General features: G+C 57.8%; 11 protein-coding genes and 1 riboswitch. Of the genes, 9 read left to right on the top strand and 2 right to left on the bottom strand.

What is annotated here, in order from left to right:
• The first annotated feature begins 15 nt into the window (after nt 1-15).
• Nucleotides 16-139: riboswitch (TPP riboswitch) on the top strand.
• Between the two features lie 84 nt (nt 140-223).
• The 9 genes from thiC (at nt 224) to GQR96_RS01090 (ending at nt 8,236) form a co-directional block, all read left to right on the top strand.
• On the top strand, nt 224-2,119 hold the full coding sequence (gene thiC, locus GQR96_RS01130; RefSeq protein ID WP_065905283.1) for a phosphomethylpyrimidine synthase ThiC: 1,896 nt from the start codon (nt 224-226) through the stop codon (nt 2,117-2,119).
• Complete coding sequence (gene thiE, locus GQR96_RS01125) at nt 2,119-2,754, top strand: thiamine phosphate synthase (RefSeq protein WP_064151181.1); 636 nt, start codon at nt 2,119-2,121, stop codon at nt 2,752-2,754. The genes thiC and thiE overlap by 1 nt, the downstream gene beginning before the upstream one ends.
• A complete protein-coding gene (gene thiF, locus GQR96_RS01120; protein ID WP_065905281.1) occupies nt 2,747-3,502 on the top strand; it encodes a thiazole biosynthesis adenylyltransferase ThiF in 756 nt (251 codons plus the stop codon). Before thiE ends, thiF begins: the two co-directional genes overlap by 8 nt.
• Nucleotides 3,486-3,686: a sulfur carrier protein ThiS gene (gene thiS, locus GQR96_RS01115; protein WP_004206750.1), complete on the top strand. Its 201-nt coding sequence runs from the start codon at nt 3,486-3,488 to the stop codon at nt 3,684-3,686. The genes thiF and thiS overlap by 17 nt, the downstream gene beginning before the upstream one ends.
• 1 nt (nt 3,687) lies before the next feature.
• Entirely contained in the window at nt 3,688-4,458 is a 771-nt protein-coding gene (gene thiG, locus GQR96_RS01110; protein WP_032456545.1) for a thiazole synthase, read from the top strand.
• Nucleotides 4,455-5,588 (top strand): 2-iminoacetate synthase ThiH, encoded by a 1,134-nt coding sequence (gene thiH / locus GQR96_RS01105; RefSeq protein WP_004206752.1) that lies wholly within the window; start codon nt 4,455-4,457, stop codon nt 5,586-5,588. The genes thiG and thiH overlap by 4 nt, the downstream gene beginning before the upstream one ends.
• A gap of 316 nt (nt 5,589-5,904) precedes the next feature.
• Nucleotides 5,905-7,437, top strand: coding sequence for a sensor domain-containing diguanylate cyclase (locus GQR96_RS01100; RefSeq protein WP_032456543.1), 1,533 nt, complete (start codon nt 5,905-5,907; stop codon nt 7,435-7,437).
• 172 nt (nt 7,438-7,609) lie between these two features.
• Nucleotides 7,610-7,915 (top strand): PTS sugar transporter subunit IIB, encoded by a 306-nt coding sequence (locus GQR96_RS01095; RefSeq protein WP_002884150.1) that lies wholly within the window; start codon nt 7,610-7,612, stop codon nt 7,913-7,915.
• Nucleotides 7,916-7,918: 3 nt separating this feature from the next.
• On the top strand, nt 7,919-8,236 hold the full coding sequence (locus tag GQR96_RS01090) for a PTS lactose/cellobiose transporter subunit IIA (RefSeq protein WP_004206755.1): 318 nt from the start codon (nt 7,919-7,921) through the stop codon (nt 8,234-8,236).
• Nucleotides 8,237-8,279: 43 nt separating this feature from the next.
• On the opposite strand, the gene dcuB is transcribed toward GQR96_RS01090, so the two are convergent.
• On the bottom strand, nt 8,280-9,620 hold the full coding sequence (gene dcuB, locus GQR96_RS01085) for an anaerobic C4-dicarboxylate transporter DcuB (protein WP_069734379.1): 1,341 nt from the start codon (nt 9,618-9,620) through the stop codon (nt 8,280-8,282).
• A gap of 399 nt (nt 9,621-10,019) precedes the next feature.
• A complete protein-coding gene (gene rpoC / locus GQR96_RS01080) occupies nt 10,020-14,243 on the bottom strand; it encodes a DNA-directed RNA polymerase subunit beta' (RefSeq protein ID WP_004206757.1) in 4,224 nt (1,407 codons plus the stop codon).
• Between the last annotated feature and the right edge of the window lie 35 nt (nt 14,244-14,278).

The following is a 14,278-nucleotide window of genomic DNA, read 5'->3' as shown; positions in this document are numbered from 1 at the left end:
CTCCCCGGAGGGGATGTCATCTTGTCGGAGTGCTTATTTTCCATGTGAAGGCTACATGGAAAAGGCTGAGACCGTTAATTCGGGATCCGCGGAACCTGATCAGGCTAATACCTGCGAAGGGAACAAGAGTAAACTGCTGTTCGCGTCAGTCCGTCAGGGCCGATCGCATCTGTTACTCCATCCGTCGTCTGACAAGCCATGTCCTTTATATCTGGAATGCGCTATGTCTACTACCAAACTGACCCGTCGTGAGCTACGCGAGCACGCGCAGCGATTTATCGATACGCTGGAAGGCGCTGCTTTTCCTAATTCGCGCCGTATCTACATTCAAGGTTCACAAGCGGATATCCGCGTCCCAATGCGCGAAATCCAGCTCAGCCCGACCCTCGTCGGCGGCGATAACGATAACCCCCATTACGAAGCCAACGAACCGATCCCGGTGTATGACACCTCCGGGCCTTATGGCGACCCGGATATTGGCATTGATGTCCGCCAGGGGCTGGCCAGGCTGCGCCAGCCGTGGATCGACGCACGTAATGACTGCGCCCCGCTCAGCGAACGCAGCTCGGCCTATACCAAAGCGCGGCTGGCCGATGACGGCCTCGATGAGCTGCGCTTCAATAGCCAGCTGACGCCAAAACGCGCCGTTGCCGGCAAATGTGTTACCCAACTGCACTACGCCCGCCAGGGGATCGTCACCCCGGAGATGGAGTTCATCGCCATACGCGAAAACATGGGCCGTGAACGTATTCGCAGCGAAGTTCTGCGCCAGCAGCATGCCGGAGAAGGCTTCGGCGCCCGCCTGCCGGAAAACATTACCCCCGAGTTTGTCCGCGATGAAGTGGCCGCCGGGCGCGCCATCATCCCGGCCAATATCAACCACCCGGAGTCTGAGCCGATGATTATCGGGCGCAACTTCCTGGTAAAAGTGAATGCTAATATCGGCAACTCGGCGGTGACCTCCTCCATCGAAGAAGAGGTCGAGAAACTGGTCTGGTCCACCCGCTGGGGCGCCGATACGGTGATGGATCTCTCCACCGGCCGTTATATCCACGAAACCCGCGAGTGGATCCTGCGTAACAGCCCGGTACCGATCGGCACCGTACCGATTTACCAGGCGCTGGAGAAAGTCAACGGCATCGCCGAGAACCTCACCTGGGAAGCCTTCCGCGATACCCTGCTGGAACAGGCCGAACAGGGCGTCGACTACTTCACCATTCACGCCGGCGTACTGCTGCGCTACGTCCCGATGACCGCGAAGCGTCTGACCGGCATCGTTTCGCGCGGCGGCTCAATCATGGCCAAATGGTGCCTGTCGCACCATCAGGAAAACTTTCTCTACCAGCATTTCCGCGAAATCTGCGAAATCTGCGCCGCCTATGACGTGTCGCTGTCGCTGGGCGATGGCCTGCGCCCCGGCTCCATTCAGGATGCCAACGACGAAGCGCAGTTCTCCGAGCTGCGCACCCTCGGCGAGCTGACGAAAATCGCCTGGGAGTATGACGTGCAGGTGATGATCGAGGGCCCCGGCCACGTGCCGATGCAGATGATCCGCCGCAATATGACCGAGGAGCTGGAGCACTGCCACGAAGCGCCGTTCTACACCCTCGGGCCGCTCACCACCGACATTGCGCCGGGCTACGACCATTTCACCTCCGGCATCGGCGCGGCGATGATCGGCTGGTTCGGCTGCGCCATGCTGTGCTATGTCACGCCAAAAGAGCATCTCGGCCTGCCCAACAAAGAGGATGTGAAGCAGGGGTTGATTACCTACAAAATCGCCGCCCACGCCGCCGACCTGGCGAAAGGTCACCCCGGGGCGCAGATCCGCGATAACGCCATGTCGAAGGCGCGCTTTGAATTCCGCTGGGAAGACCAGTTTAACCTCGCGCTGGATCCATTTACCGCCCGGGCCTATCACGATGAAACCCTGCCGCAGGAATCCGGCAAAGTTGCCCACTTCTGCTCCATGTGCGGTCCGAAATTCTGCTCAATGAAGATCACTCAGGAAGTCCGCGACTACGCCGCCAGACAGGCCATCGACGCCGGCATGGCCGATATGTCGCATCACTTCCGCGCCCGCGGCGGCGAAATCTACCTGAAACAGGAGGAAGTCTGATGTATCAGCCTGATTTTCCACCCGTCCCGTTTCGTCTCGGACTCTACCCGGTAGTGGACAGCGTGGCGTGGATTGAGCGCCTGCTCGAAGCCGGCGTGCGTACTATTCAGCTGCGCATCAAAGACCGACGCGACAGCGAGGTGGAGGATGACGTCATCGCCGCCATCGCCCTTGGCCGCCGCTATCACGCCCGGCTGTTCATTAACGATTACTGGCGACTGGCGATCAAGCACCAGGCCTACGGCGTGCATCTCGGACAAGAAGATCTGGAAACCACCGATCTGAGCGCCATCCGCCAAGCCGGGCTACGTCTGGGCGTCTCCACCCATGACGATATGGAGATTGATGTCGCCCTGGCGGCGCGCCCATCTTACATCGCCCTGGGTCACGTCTTCCCGACGCAAACCAAACAGATGCCCTCCGCGCCGCAGGGGCTCGATCAGCTTGCCAGACATATCCAACGCCTGGCGGATTACCCCACCGTGGCGATCGGCGGAATTAGCCTTGAAAAGGCCCCGGCGGTGCTGGCGACCGGCGTCGGCAGCATCGCAGTGGTCAGCGCCATCACCCGGGCGGCGGACTGGCGGGCAGCCACCGACCAGCTGCTGGCGCTGGCGGGAGCGGGCGATGAATGATCACGACTTTATGCGCTATAGCCGCCAGCTGCTGCTGGAGGATATCGCCATCGAGGGGCAGCAGAAGCTGTTAGCCAGCCGGGTGCTGATTATCGGCCTTGGCGGGCTGGGCTCCCCGGCGGCGCTCTATCTGGCCGGGGCTGGCGTCGGGACGCTGACCCTGGCCGATGACGACGCCGTGCATCTCAGCAATCTGCAGCGGCAGATCCTGTTCACCAGCGCGGATATCGATCGGCCAAAAGCCGCGGCGGCAAAGACGCGGCTCAGCCAGCTAAATCCGCAGATCAAACTGGTTGCGCTCCAGCAGCGATTAAGCGGCGAGGCGCTGCGCGCCGAGGTGGCGAAAGCGGACGTGGTGCTGGACTGTACCGATAACATGGTCACCCGCCAGGCGATCAATGCCTCCTGCGTGGCCCTCGACATCCCGTTAGTGACCGCCAGCGCCGTCGGCTTCGGCGGTCAGCTGATGGTGCTCACCCCCCCCTGGACGCAGGGTTGCTATCGCTGCCTGTGGCCGGATAGCGACGAACCGCAGCGCAACTGCCGCACCGCGGGGATCGTCGGTCCGGTGGTCGGCATGATGGGCACGCTGCAGGCGCTGGAGGCGATTAAGCTGCTCAGCGGCATGACGACGCCGCGCAACACTCTGCGGCTGTTCGACGCCCGCACCAGCAGCTGGCGTAACCTGGCGCTACAGCGCTCCCGGGGCTGCCCGGTGTGCGGAGGGCGACATGCAGATCTGGTTTAACGACGAGCCGCTGGCGTGCGCCGACAATCTCAGCGTGAGCGCCCTGCTGACTCAGCTCGAACAGCTGCAGCCGGGCGTCGCGCTGGCGCTCAATCAACACATTCTGCCGCGCGATCGGTGGGAAGATCATCTCTTGCAGGAAGGCGATCGAGTCCTGCTTTTTCAGGTTATCGCTGGAGGCTGACATGTTACGTATTGCAGACAAAACATTTGAATCCCATCTTTTCACCGGTACCGGCAAATTCGCCGCCCCGGGGGTGATGGTTGAGGCGATTCGCGCCTCGGGCAGCCAGCTGGTCACCCTGGCGATGAAGCGCGTCGATTTACGTCAGCACAATGATGCCATCCTCGCCCCGCTGCTGGCGGCGGGGGTCAGCCTGCTGCCGAATACCTCGGGCGCCAAGACGGCGGAAGAGGCGGTGTTTGCCGCCCGCCTGGCACGGGAGGCTCTGGGCACCCACTGGCTGAAACTGGAGATCCACCCGGACGCCCGCTGGCTGCTGCCCGACCCGATTGAAACCCTGAAAGCGGCGGAGCTGCTGGTCCGCGAAGGGTTCGTGGTGCTGCCCTACTGCGGCGCCGACCCGGTGCTGTGTAAACGACTGGAAGAGGCTGGCTGCGCGGCGGTGATGCCCCTGGGCGCGCCGATCGGCTCAAATCAGGGGCTGGAAACCAAAGCCATGCTGGAGATTATTATCGAACAGGCGACGGTGCCGGTGGTCGTCGACGCCGGCATCGGCGTTCCGAGCCATGCGGCGCAGGCGCTGGAAATGGGAGCGGACGCGGTGCTGGTCAATACCGCTATTGCCGTCGCCGACGATCCCGTGGCCATGGCCCACGCCTTCCGTATGGCGGTCGAGGCCGGCTTGCTGGCCCGTCAGGCCGGACCGGGGGCGCGCAGCGCGCAGGCGCAGGCCACCAGCCCGCTCACCGGATTCCTGGAGGCGCTGGCATGAAAACCTTTAGCGATCGCTGGCGGCAGCTGGAGTGGGACGACATCCGCCTGCGCATCAACAGTAAAACCGCCGCCGATGTCGAACAGGCGCTGGCGGCCAAACAGCTGACCCGCGACGATATGATGGCCCTGCTTTCGCCAGCGGCGGCCGGGTATCTTGAACCTCTGGCCCAGCGCGCGCAGCGGCTTACCCGCCAGCGCTTCGGCAATACCGTCAGCTTCTACGTGCCGCTGTATCTCTCCAACCTGTGCGCCAACGACTGCACCTACTGCGGCTTCTCGATGAGCAATCGCATTAAGCGCAAGACGCTGGATGCCGCCGAGATTGCCCGCGAGTGCGCCGCGATCCGCGACCTGGGTTTTGAGCATCTGCTGCTGGTAACCGGTGAGCATCAGGGCAAGGTGGGAATGGATTATTTCCGCCAGCACCTGCCGGCAATCCGCAGCCAGTTTGCCTCGCTGCAGATGGAGGTACAGCCGCTGGCGACCGACGAGTATGCCGAGCTGAAAACCCTGGGGCTCGACGGGGTGATGGTCTATCAGGAGACCTATCACGAAGGTATGTACGCCCAGCACCATCTGAAAGGGAAAAAACAGGATTTCTTCTGGCGGCTGGATACGCCGGATCGCCTGGGCGAGGCGGGGATCGATAAGATCGGCCTTGGCGCGCTGATCGGCCTTTCCGACAGCTGGCGAGTGGACTGCTTTATGGTCGCTGAGCACCTGTTGTGGCTGCAGCAACGCTACTGGCGCAGCCGCTATTCGGTCTCCTTCCCGCGTCTGCGTCCCTGCGCCGGCGGCATTGAACCAGCCTCGCTAATGGATGAGCGTCAGCTGGTGCAGACCATCTGCGCCTTCCGCCTGCTGGCGCCGGAGGTTGAGCTGTCGCTATCCACCCGCGAATCCCCCTGGTTCCGCGACCGGGTGATCCCGCTGGCGATCAATAACGTCAGCGCCTTCTCCAAAACCCAGCCCGGGGGTTACGCCGACGATCATCCGGAGCTTGAGCAGTTCGCGCCGCACGATGGCCGTCGACCTGAAGAAGTCGCCAGCGCGCTGGCTGCCCGCGGCCTGCAGCCGGTATGGAAAGACTGGGACAGCTGGCTGGGACGCGCCTCGCAAACCTCATGATGAACAGTGTAAGTGCCTGATATTTTTGCGCGCCTGCACGAGAGATGAAAAACGGGAACTGGCCCGCCAGGCGCCCTTTTTCTATTCTGCCCGGGTCAGCAGCGGACGCTGACCAGGGCGAACCTTTTCTTCCTCATTTTCGCCCTGCCTCTCCGCGCTGAACGAGGGCCTGTGCATTATCGCCGAATATAAATCACGATACATGAAGGCCTCAGAGTTATAATTGAGCAATAGTTAACTGATTCGATCGGCAGGCGCCGCAGTCACAACCTGCGTTCGGACCCATGGTTTATACATCCGGGACGATTAACGATTCATGGCTCTACACAACAGAAAGCTCTCTTTCACGACGCCGATCGTCGTGGGGTTTGCCGGCATCTTGCTCAGTTTTATGCTGATCGCTATTTTTGTCACCCTGGCGCAGCGGAAAGATTTTCTTGAAGATTATCACGACATTAACCGCAACTTTACCCACAACCTGGCGATCAACTATACGGAAACCCTGCTGCGGGAAAATGATTTTATCCTTGGGCGCGCGGTCGCCTTCTTTGCCCGCAATGACGAACTGAATCGCGCAGTCAATGTGGAGCCGGAGAAAGGATTAACGACGCTGATGCAGTTACAGAACATGATGCCGAGCGTCTCATCCATCTCACTGGCGGATACCGAGGGCCACTATCTGCGCGCCCCGGAGGTGCTGGAAAATGAAGACAGCCGGGCTTTCGATCCCAGAAAGCGGCCCTGGTTTATCAAACAGGCTGAAGCCAGCACCTTCAGCCACTACACCAGCCCATATATGGATTTTTTTACCCACCATCCGACGATTACCATTTTCAAACCCATCATCACCCCGGAAGGGAAACTCAAGGGCAGCCTGGCCTTTCATCTCGATCTCACCTCCATGGGGTTCGCGCTGCGCCAGATGGTGGCCCCCGTACAGGGCGAGTTTTTTGTGGTGCAGCGTGATGGCAAAGTGGTCCTTCACTCCGACCCTGGCGCACTGTTTAAACCCTTCGTCAGTAATGAGCTGATGGATAAAATGACCAGCGGCGAGGGGCAGCTTTACGATCCCGGAAGCGACACCTGGTATTACTATTACTCCTTTACCAATCCCGACTGGTTTGTGATTTTCCGTGTCGATAACACCACCCTGGTCAATCTGACGCGCCATGAAACCAATTTAGTGATCGGCGGTTTTGCCCTCGCGGCGATCATCATCATCCTGTTCGGCCTTTATCTGCGTCATGCCTCCCGCACCGTGCTGATGAATATCATCAATGCGATTAAAACCGGCGACGTCAAACGCGCCCCCCGCCTCGAGGCGATGCTGAGTAAAGCCATTGAAACTAATAAGCAGCGCGAGCTGACCTACGTCCGCCAGGCGACCATCGACGCGCTCACCGGCTGCAAGAACCGCCGCGCCTTCGATAGTGATATTGCCGCGCTGATGAACGATCATCAGCCGTTCGCCCTCGCGCTGGTCGATATCGATAACTTCAAATCGATCAACGACACCTGGGGTCACCTCAACGGCGATATCGTTCTGCGAAACGTCGCCCGCGAAGGACTGCAGGTCCTCCAGCCGCTGGAGATATCCCTCTATCGCTATGGTGGCGAAGAGTTCGCGGTGGTCTTTCCTGCCGAACATATTGATAACGCCCGCACGCTGCTGGAAACATGGCGGGTAAACGTCGAACGGCGCACCTGGCGCGAAGATGGCCTGACGGTCACCTTCAGCGCCGGGCTGGGGGAATGGAACATGGAGCCGCTGGATAAGCTGGTGGTGAGCGTCGATGAAGCGCTGTACAAAGCCAAACAGCAGGGTAAAAACCGCATCCTGCGCGCCTAGGGCTTCAGCGCCGCAACCGCCCACTTCGGTGGGCTTTTTTATTTTTTCCGACAAAAATGAAACCGGTTTCAATTTTTGTGTGATGACTTACACACAATCACGGTAAAGCGGTTGTCGCATCGCCAGGGCCGCGATAAAGATAGGACATCACGGAACACAAGGGCCACTGACTATGAAGAATATCGTTTTGTGCTGTGCCGCCGGTATGTCTACCAGCATGCTGGTTCAGCGTATGCAAGATGCCGCGCAGAAGAAAGGTGTTGAAGTCTCCATCAAGGCCGTACCGGTCGCCGAGTTTAAAGATAATCTGGCCGCCGCCGACATTATTCTGCTCGGCCCGCAGGTGAAATATGAGCAGGCGAAGCTGCAGGCGCTGGCCGACCCGTTCGGCAAAAAGGTCGCGGTGATCGATATGATGGACTACGGCATGATGAAAGGTGATGCCGTTCTGGATAAAGCCCTTAAGATGCTGGAGTAATCGATGGAAGATTTAGAAACGATCATCATGGAGCTGCTGGTTAACGCGGGTTCTGCGCGCAGCGCGGCGCTCACGGCGCTACAGCTGGCGCGGAAAGGCGATTTTGCCGCAGCGGAGCAGGCCATGGCCGAGTCCCATGAGTTCGTCAAACATGCGCATAAAATTCAGACCCAGCTTATCGGCCTGGATGAAGGCAGCGGTAAGTTACCGGTCAACCTGATCACCGTGCATTCTCAGGACCATCTGATGAACGCCATGGTCATACAGGATCTGGCGACCGATATGATTGAACTATACCGTCGCCTGCCCCTCGCACAATAATCTCTCGAATTTAACGGGCGTCGCTGCCGGCGCCCGTCCCCGCTTACAGAAAGCCGTACATCGCCGCGAATACCCAGCCAAACACGCAGGAGACGCCAACGCCGATGAGCCCGGGCAGGATAAAGCTGTGGTTAATCACAAAGCGGCCAATATGGGTGGTCCCTGAGCGGTCAAACTGGATCGCCGCCAGATCGCTTGGGTAGGTCGGCAGTATATAGTAGCCATAGCAGGCCGGCGCAGAAGCCACGATATAGGCCGGATCAACGCCGATGGCCAGGGCCACCGGAACAATCGCCGCCAGCGCTGCCGCCTGCGAGTTCACAAACTTCGAAACCAGCAGCAGAACGATGGCATAGGCCCATGGACACTCTTTGACCATCTCCCCGAGCACGCCTTTAATCTCGGTCATGTGCGCGCCAAACATGGTCTCCGCCATCCAGGCGATGCCGTACACCGCGACGATAGCGATCATTCCCGAACGAAAGACCTCATTTTTGGAAATCGATGCCGGGTTGGTTTTAGTAATGATGATGATCAGCGCCCCGGAAAGCAGCATAAACATCTGGATCACCAGCACCATCGACAGCGGTTTACCGTCAAAGGCCGGACGCAGTTCAGAGAAGGCGCCAAGCAGCGCCACCACAGCGATGGAGGCCAGAAAAATCCACATCGCTATCCAGTTGCTGGTGGGCAGCTTTTTATCCAGCAGCGTCGCCGTATCGCCATAGACGTAATGGCGGTTCTCCGGTACCGCAATAAACGCCTGGAAGGCTTCGTCTTTATCCAGATCTTTGCCGCGGAACCAGCTGAAGATGCCGATCGCTAAGATGCCCAGCAGCGTGGACGGAATGGTTATCGCCAGCAGATCGAGAAACTCCAGATGTTTACCGTTAAAGGTAAAATTCCCCAGCATCGCCACCAGCGAGACCACCGCCACCGAGACCGGGCTGGCGATGATCCCCATCTGGGCGCCAATGGAGCTGGCGGCCATCGGACGCTCCGGGCGAATGTTATTCTTGATCGCCACATCGTAGATAATCGGCAGGATGGTATACACCACGTGACCGGTACCGCAGAGGATGGTCAGCGTGCAGGTGACGAAAGGCGCCACAATAGAGACATATTTTGGGTTACGCCGCAGCAGCTTCTCAGCAATCTGCAGCATGACATCCAGACCGCCGGATGCCTGCAGCGTCGCCGAGGCCGCCACCACCGCAATGATCACCAGCATCACATCAACCGGCGGTTTGCCCGGCTGGAGATGAAAAACAAAAACGAGGATCACCAAACCGATGCCGCCCAGCAGCCCCAGCGCAATACCGCCTTTTCGGGCACCATAAAACAGACAAATTAAGATAATAATGAGTTGTATCGCGAATTCCATGCAGCCCCCAGAGCCTGTCCGCTCAGACCTAAAGTAATGATCCATACCTGTCTGCCGGGGTTATTTCTGCGCCTTGTTGGGGGAAGCATGAGATGCAGCGATCCCTCTCCAGAGCCGTCGCGCCGAAGATAAAGCAGCAGCAGTAATCCCATGATTCATCAGGTATTTTGAATATATCCTCTTTGAATTGATTATTTTTTGATATGAGTAGAAGTTTTACCCATATATAAAGAAAGGTTTTTTGAGGTGATAGATTAATGGATATTTTGTATGAATTAATTGCTAAAAAATTGCAGCCTGGATATGGCGTAAATGTAATTAAAGGCGGGTACTGCGGAGAACAGGCAATAAAAAAGCCGGTCAGGAAACCTGACCGGCTTTTCAGCAGTGCATCAACGATTAATCGTTGTCAGAACCGCCCAGACCTGCGTTCAGCAGCTCTGCCAGGTTGGCAGATGCTTCTTCCACGCTCACCTGCGGTGCCGCCGGCAGTTCGCCAGCAGCGCGACGGCGCATACGATCCTGGTGGTACGCATAACCGGTACCGGCCGGGATCAGACGACCCACGATGACGTTCTCTTTCAGACCGCGCAGTTCGTCGCGTTTGCCCGCAACGGCTGCTTCGGTCAGCACGCGAGTGGTCTCCTGGAACGATGCCGCGGAGATGAAGGACTCGGTGGCCAAAGACGCTTTGGTGATACCCAGCAGATCGCGGGAGAACGTTGCGCCCACTTTGCCGTTCGCTTCCAGTTCGCGGTTCGCGATCTTGACGCGGGAGTATTCCACCTGCTCGCCTTCGAGGAAGTCGGAGCTGCCTGCGCTTTCGATGGTGGCTTTACGCAGCATCTGACGAACGATAACTTCGATGTGTTTATCGTTAATCTTAACGCCCTGCAGACGGTATACGTCCTGGACTTCGTTAACAATATAACGGGTCACAGCATGTACGCCACGCAGACGCAGAATGTCGTGCGGCGCTTCCGGACCGTCGGAAACCACGTCACCACGTTCTACACGTTCACCTTCGAACACGTTGAGCTGACGCCATTTCGGAATCATCTCTTCGTACGGTTCGCTACCGTCTACCGGGGTGATAACCAGGCGACGTTTCCCTTTGGTTTCTTTACCGAAGGAAATGATACCGCTGATTTCAGCCAGGATTGCCGGCTCTTTCGGACGACGTGCTTCGAACAGGTCCGCAACGCGCGGCAGACCACCGGTGATGTCCTTGGTACCGCCGGATTCCTGCGGAATACGCGCCAGGGTGTCACCAGAGCTGATCTGTACGCCATCTTCCAGCTGAACAATCGCTTTACCCGGCAGGAAGTACTGAGCCGGCATATCGGTGCCTGGAATCAGAACGTCGTTGCCCTGAGCATCAACGATTTTCAGCGCCGGACGCAGATCTTTACCACCTGCGGTACGTTCTGCAGAGTCCAGAACCACCAGCGAAGACAGACCGGTCAGTTCGTCGGTCTGACGAGTAATGGTCTGGCCGTCGATCATGTCAGTGAAGCGGATGAAACCACTCACTTCGGTGATAACCGGCATGGTGTGCGGATCCCAGTTTGCGACGGTTTCACCGCCGGCAACCTGCTCACCGTCGCCTTTCGCCATAACCGCACCGTAAGGCACTTTATAGCTCTCTTTGGTACGACCGAATTCGTCGATCAGTTTCAGCTCGGTGTTACGGGAAGTGATAACCAGTTTACCGCTGGAGTTCACAACCGACTTCGCGTTGCTGAGCTTGATGCTACCTTTGTTTTTCACCTGGATGCTGGATTCAGCAGCCGCACGAGATGCCGCACCACCGATGTGGAACGTACGCATCGTCAGCTGTGTACCCGGCTCACCGATGGACTGTGCCGCGATAACGCCGATAGCCTCACCTTTGTTGATGATGTGGCCACGCGCCAGGTCACGACCATAGCAGTGCGCACATACACCAAAGTCGGTGTCACAGGATACAACGGAACGCACTTTGACGGAGTCAACGGAGTTCGCTTCCAGCAGGTCACACCAGTGCTCGTGCAGCAGCGTGTTGCGTGGAACCAGAATATCCGCGGTACCCGGCTTCAGCACGTCTTCCGCAGTCACACGACCCAGTACGCGATCGCGCAGCGGCTCTTTAACGTCGCCACCTTCGATAACCGGCGTCATGGTGATGCCTTCCAGGGTGCCGCAGTCGTCTTCAGTGACGACCAGGTCCTGGGCAACGTCGACCAGACGACGAGTCAGGTAACCGGAGTTCGCTGTTTTCAGTGCGGTATCCGCCAGACCTTTACGCGCACCGTGCGTGGAGATGAAGTACTGGAGTACGTTCAGACCTTCACGGAAGTTCGCGGTGATCGGCGTTTCGATGATGGAGCCATCCGGCTTCGCCATCAGACCACGCATACCGGCCAGCTGACGAATCTGTGCAGCAGAGCCACGCGCACCGGAGTCGGCCATCATGTAGATGCTGTTGAAGGAAACCTGCTGTTCTTCCTGACCGTCACGGTTAATCACGGTTTCGGTTTGCAGGTTATCCATCATCGCTTTGGATACACGATCGTTCGCCGCAGCCCAGATATCGATAACTTTGTTGTAGCGTTCGCCCGCGGTCACCAGACCGGACTGGAACTGTTCCTGAATCTCAGCAACTTCCGCTTCCGCTTCGCTGATGATTTCGTATTTTTTCTCCGGGATGACCATGTCATCGATACCAACGGATGCACCTGAACGCGCTGCGTAAGCAAAGCCGGTGTACATCGTCTGGTCCGCGAAAATAACGGTCGGTTTCAGGCCCAGAATACGGTAACAGGTGTTCAGCATCTTGGAGATCGCTTTCTTACCGAGCGCCTGGTTCACGATAGAGAACGGCAGACCTTTCGGTACGATCATCCACAGAATGGCACGGCCAATGGTCGTGTCTTTCAGGCTGGTTTTCGCGACAAACTCACCATTGTCGTCTTTTTCGTATTCAGTGATACGCACTTTAACGCGCGCATGCAGAGAGGCCAGGCCGGCGCGATAAATACGCTCAGCTTCTTTCGGGCCAGTCAGCACCATGCCTTCGCCTTTGGCGTTAACACTGTCACGGGTCATGTAGTACAGTCCCAGTACAACGTCCTGAGACGGAACGATGATTGGTTCGCCGTTCGCCGGGGACAGGATGTTGTTGGTAGACATCATCAGCGCACGCGCTTCCAGCTGGGCTTCCAGCGTCAGCGGTACGTGAACAGCCATCTGGTCACCATCGAAGTCGGCGTTGTATGCCGCACAAACCAGCGGGTGCAGCTGGATGGCTTTACCTTCGATCAGAACCGGTTCGAATGCCTGAATACCCAGACGGTGCAGGGTCGGCGCACGGTTCAGCAGAACCGGGTGTTCGCGGATCACTTCGTCCAGGATATCCCAAACGACAGCTTCTTCGCGCTCAACCATCTTCTTAGCGGCTTTGATTGTGGTGGCCAGGCCACGCAGTTCCAGCTTGCCGTAGATGAACGGTTTGAACAGCTCCAGCGCCATTTTCTTCGGCAGACCGCACTGATGCAGACGCAGGTATGGACCTACGGTGATAACAGAACGACCGGAGTAGTCAACGCGCTTACCGAGCAGGTTCTGACGGAAACGACCCTGTTTACCTTTGATCATATCGGCCAAAGATTTCAGAGGACGTTTGTTAGAACCGGTGATCGCACGACCGCGACGACCGTTGTCCAGCAGGGCATCTACCGCTTCCTGCAGCATACGTTTTTCGTTGCGTACGATGATGTCCGGCGCAGCCAGATCCAGCAGACGTTTCAGACGGTTGTTACGGTTGATCACGCGACGATACAGATCGTTGAGGTCAGACGTCGCGAAACGACCGCCATCCAGCGGAACCAGCGGACGCAGATCTGGCGGCAGTACCGGCAGAACGGTCAGGATCATCCACTCCGGCTTGTTGCCAGACTGTACGAAAGCTTCCAGCAGCTTAATGCGCTTGGTCAGCTTTTTACGCTTGGTTTCGGAGTTGGTTTCGTTCAGCTCTTCACGCAGCTGCTCGCACTCCTGCTCCAGATCCATATTGCGCAGCAGCGCCTGGATCGCTTCCGCACCCATCTTCGCGTCGAATTCGTCACCGAACTCTTCCAGCGCGTCCAGGTACTGTTCTTCCGTCAGAATCTGGTTGCGTTCGAGGTTGGTCATGCCACCTTCGATAACCACATAGGATTCAAAGTACAGTACACGTTCGATATCGCGCAGCGGCATATCCAGCAGCAGGCCGATACGGGACGGCAGAGATTTCAGGAACCAGATGTGCGCAGTCGGACATGCCAGCTCGATGTGGCCCATGCGCTCACGACGCACTTTAGTCTGGGTCACTTCAACGCCGCACTTCTCACAGATCACACCGCGGTGTTTCAGGCGCTTGTACTTACCGCACAGGCACTCATAGTCTTTTACCGGCCCAAAGATACGGGCGCAGAAAAGGCCGTCACGCTCAGGTTTGAACGTACGGTAGTTAATGGTTTCCGGCTTTTTAACTTCACCGAAAGACCATGAACGGATCATGTCTGGCGAAGCCAGAGCAATTTTGATCGCATCAAACTCTTCGGTTTTAGTTTGCGCTTTCAGAAACTTTAATAAGTCTTTCACGGATTTGCTCCCGTCGGAGTTAGCACATTCCGCTG

Source organism: Klebsiella sp. PCX, assembly GCF_021869705.1.
GTDB classification, from domain to species: domain Bacteria; phylum Pseudomonadota; class Gammaproteobacteria; order Enterobacterales; family Enterobacteriaceae; genus Klebsiella; species Klebsiella quasipneumoniae.
The sequence above is the reverse complement of the archived record's forward strand: the minus strand, read 5'-3'. Positions and strand labels throughout refer to the sequence as shown.

What these genes read in the sequence shown, in the direction of transcription:
- thiC (WP_065905283.1), top strand. Translation starts at nt 224, where the DNA reads ATGTCTACTACCAAACTGACCCGTCGTGAGCTACGCGAGCACGCGCAG.
- thiE (WP_064151181.1), top strand. Translation starts at nt 2,119, where the DNA reads ATGTATCAGCCTGATTTTCCACCCGTCCCGTTTCGTCTCGGACTCTAC.
- thiF (WP_065905281.1), top strand. Translation starts at nt 2,747, where the DNA reads ATGAATGATCACGACTTTATGCGCTATAGCCGCCAGCTGCTGCTGGAG.
- thiS (WP_004206750.1), top strand. Translation starts at nt 3,486, where the DNA reads ATGCAGATCTGGTTTAACGACGAGCCGCTGGCGTGCGCCGACAATCTC.
- thiG (WP_032456545.1), top strand. Translation starts at nt 3,688, where the DNA reads ATGTTACGTATTGCAGACAAAACATTTGAATCCCATCTTTTCACCGGT.
- thiH (WP_004206752.1), top strand. Translation starts at nt 4,455, where the DNA reads ATGAAAACCTTTAGCGATCGCTGGCGGCAGCTGGAGTGGGACGACATC.
- GQR96_RS01100 (WP_032456543.1), top strand. Translation starts at nt 5,905, where the DNA reads ATGGCTCTACACAACAGAAAGCTCTCTTTCACGACGCCGATCGTCGTG.
- GQR96_RS01095 (WP_002884150.1), top strand. Translation starts at nt 7,610, where the DNA reads ATGAAGAATATCGTTTTGTGCTGTGCCGCCGGTATGTCTACCAGCATG.
- GQR96_RS01090 (WP_004206755.1), top strand. Translation starts at nt 7,919, where the DNA reads ATGGAAGATTTAGAAACGATCATCATGGAGCTGCTGGTTAACGCGGGT.
- dcuB (WP_069734379.1), bottom strand. Translation starts at nt 9,620, where the DNA reads ATGGAATTCGCGATACAACTCATTATTATCTTAATTTGTCTGTTTTAT.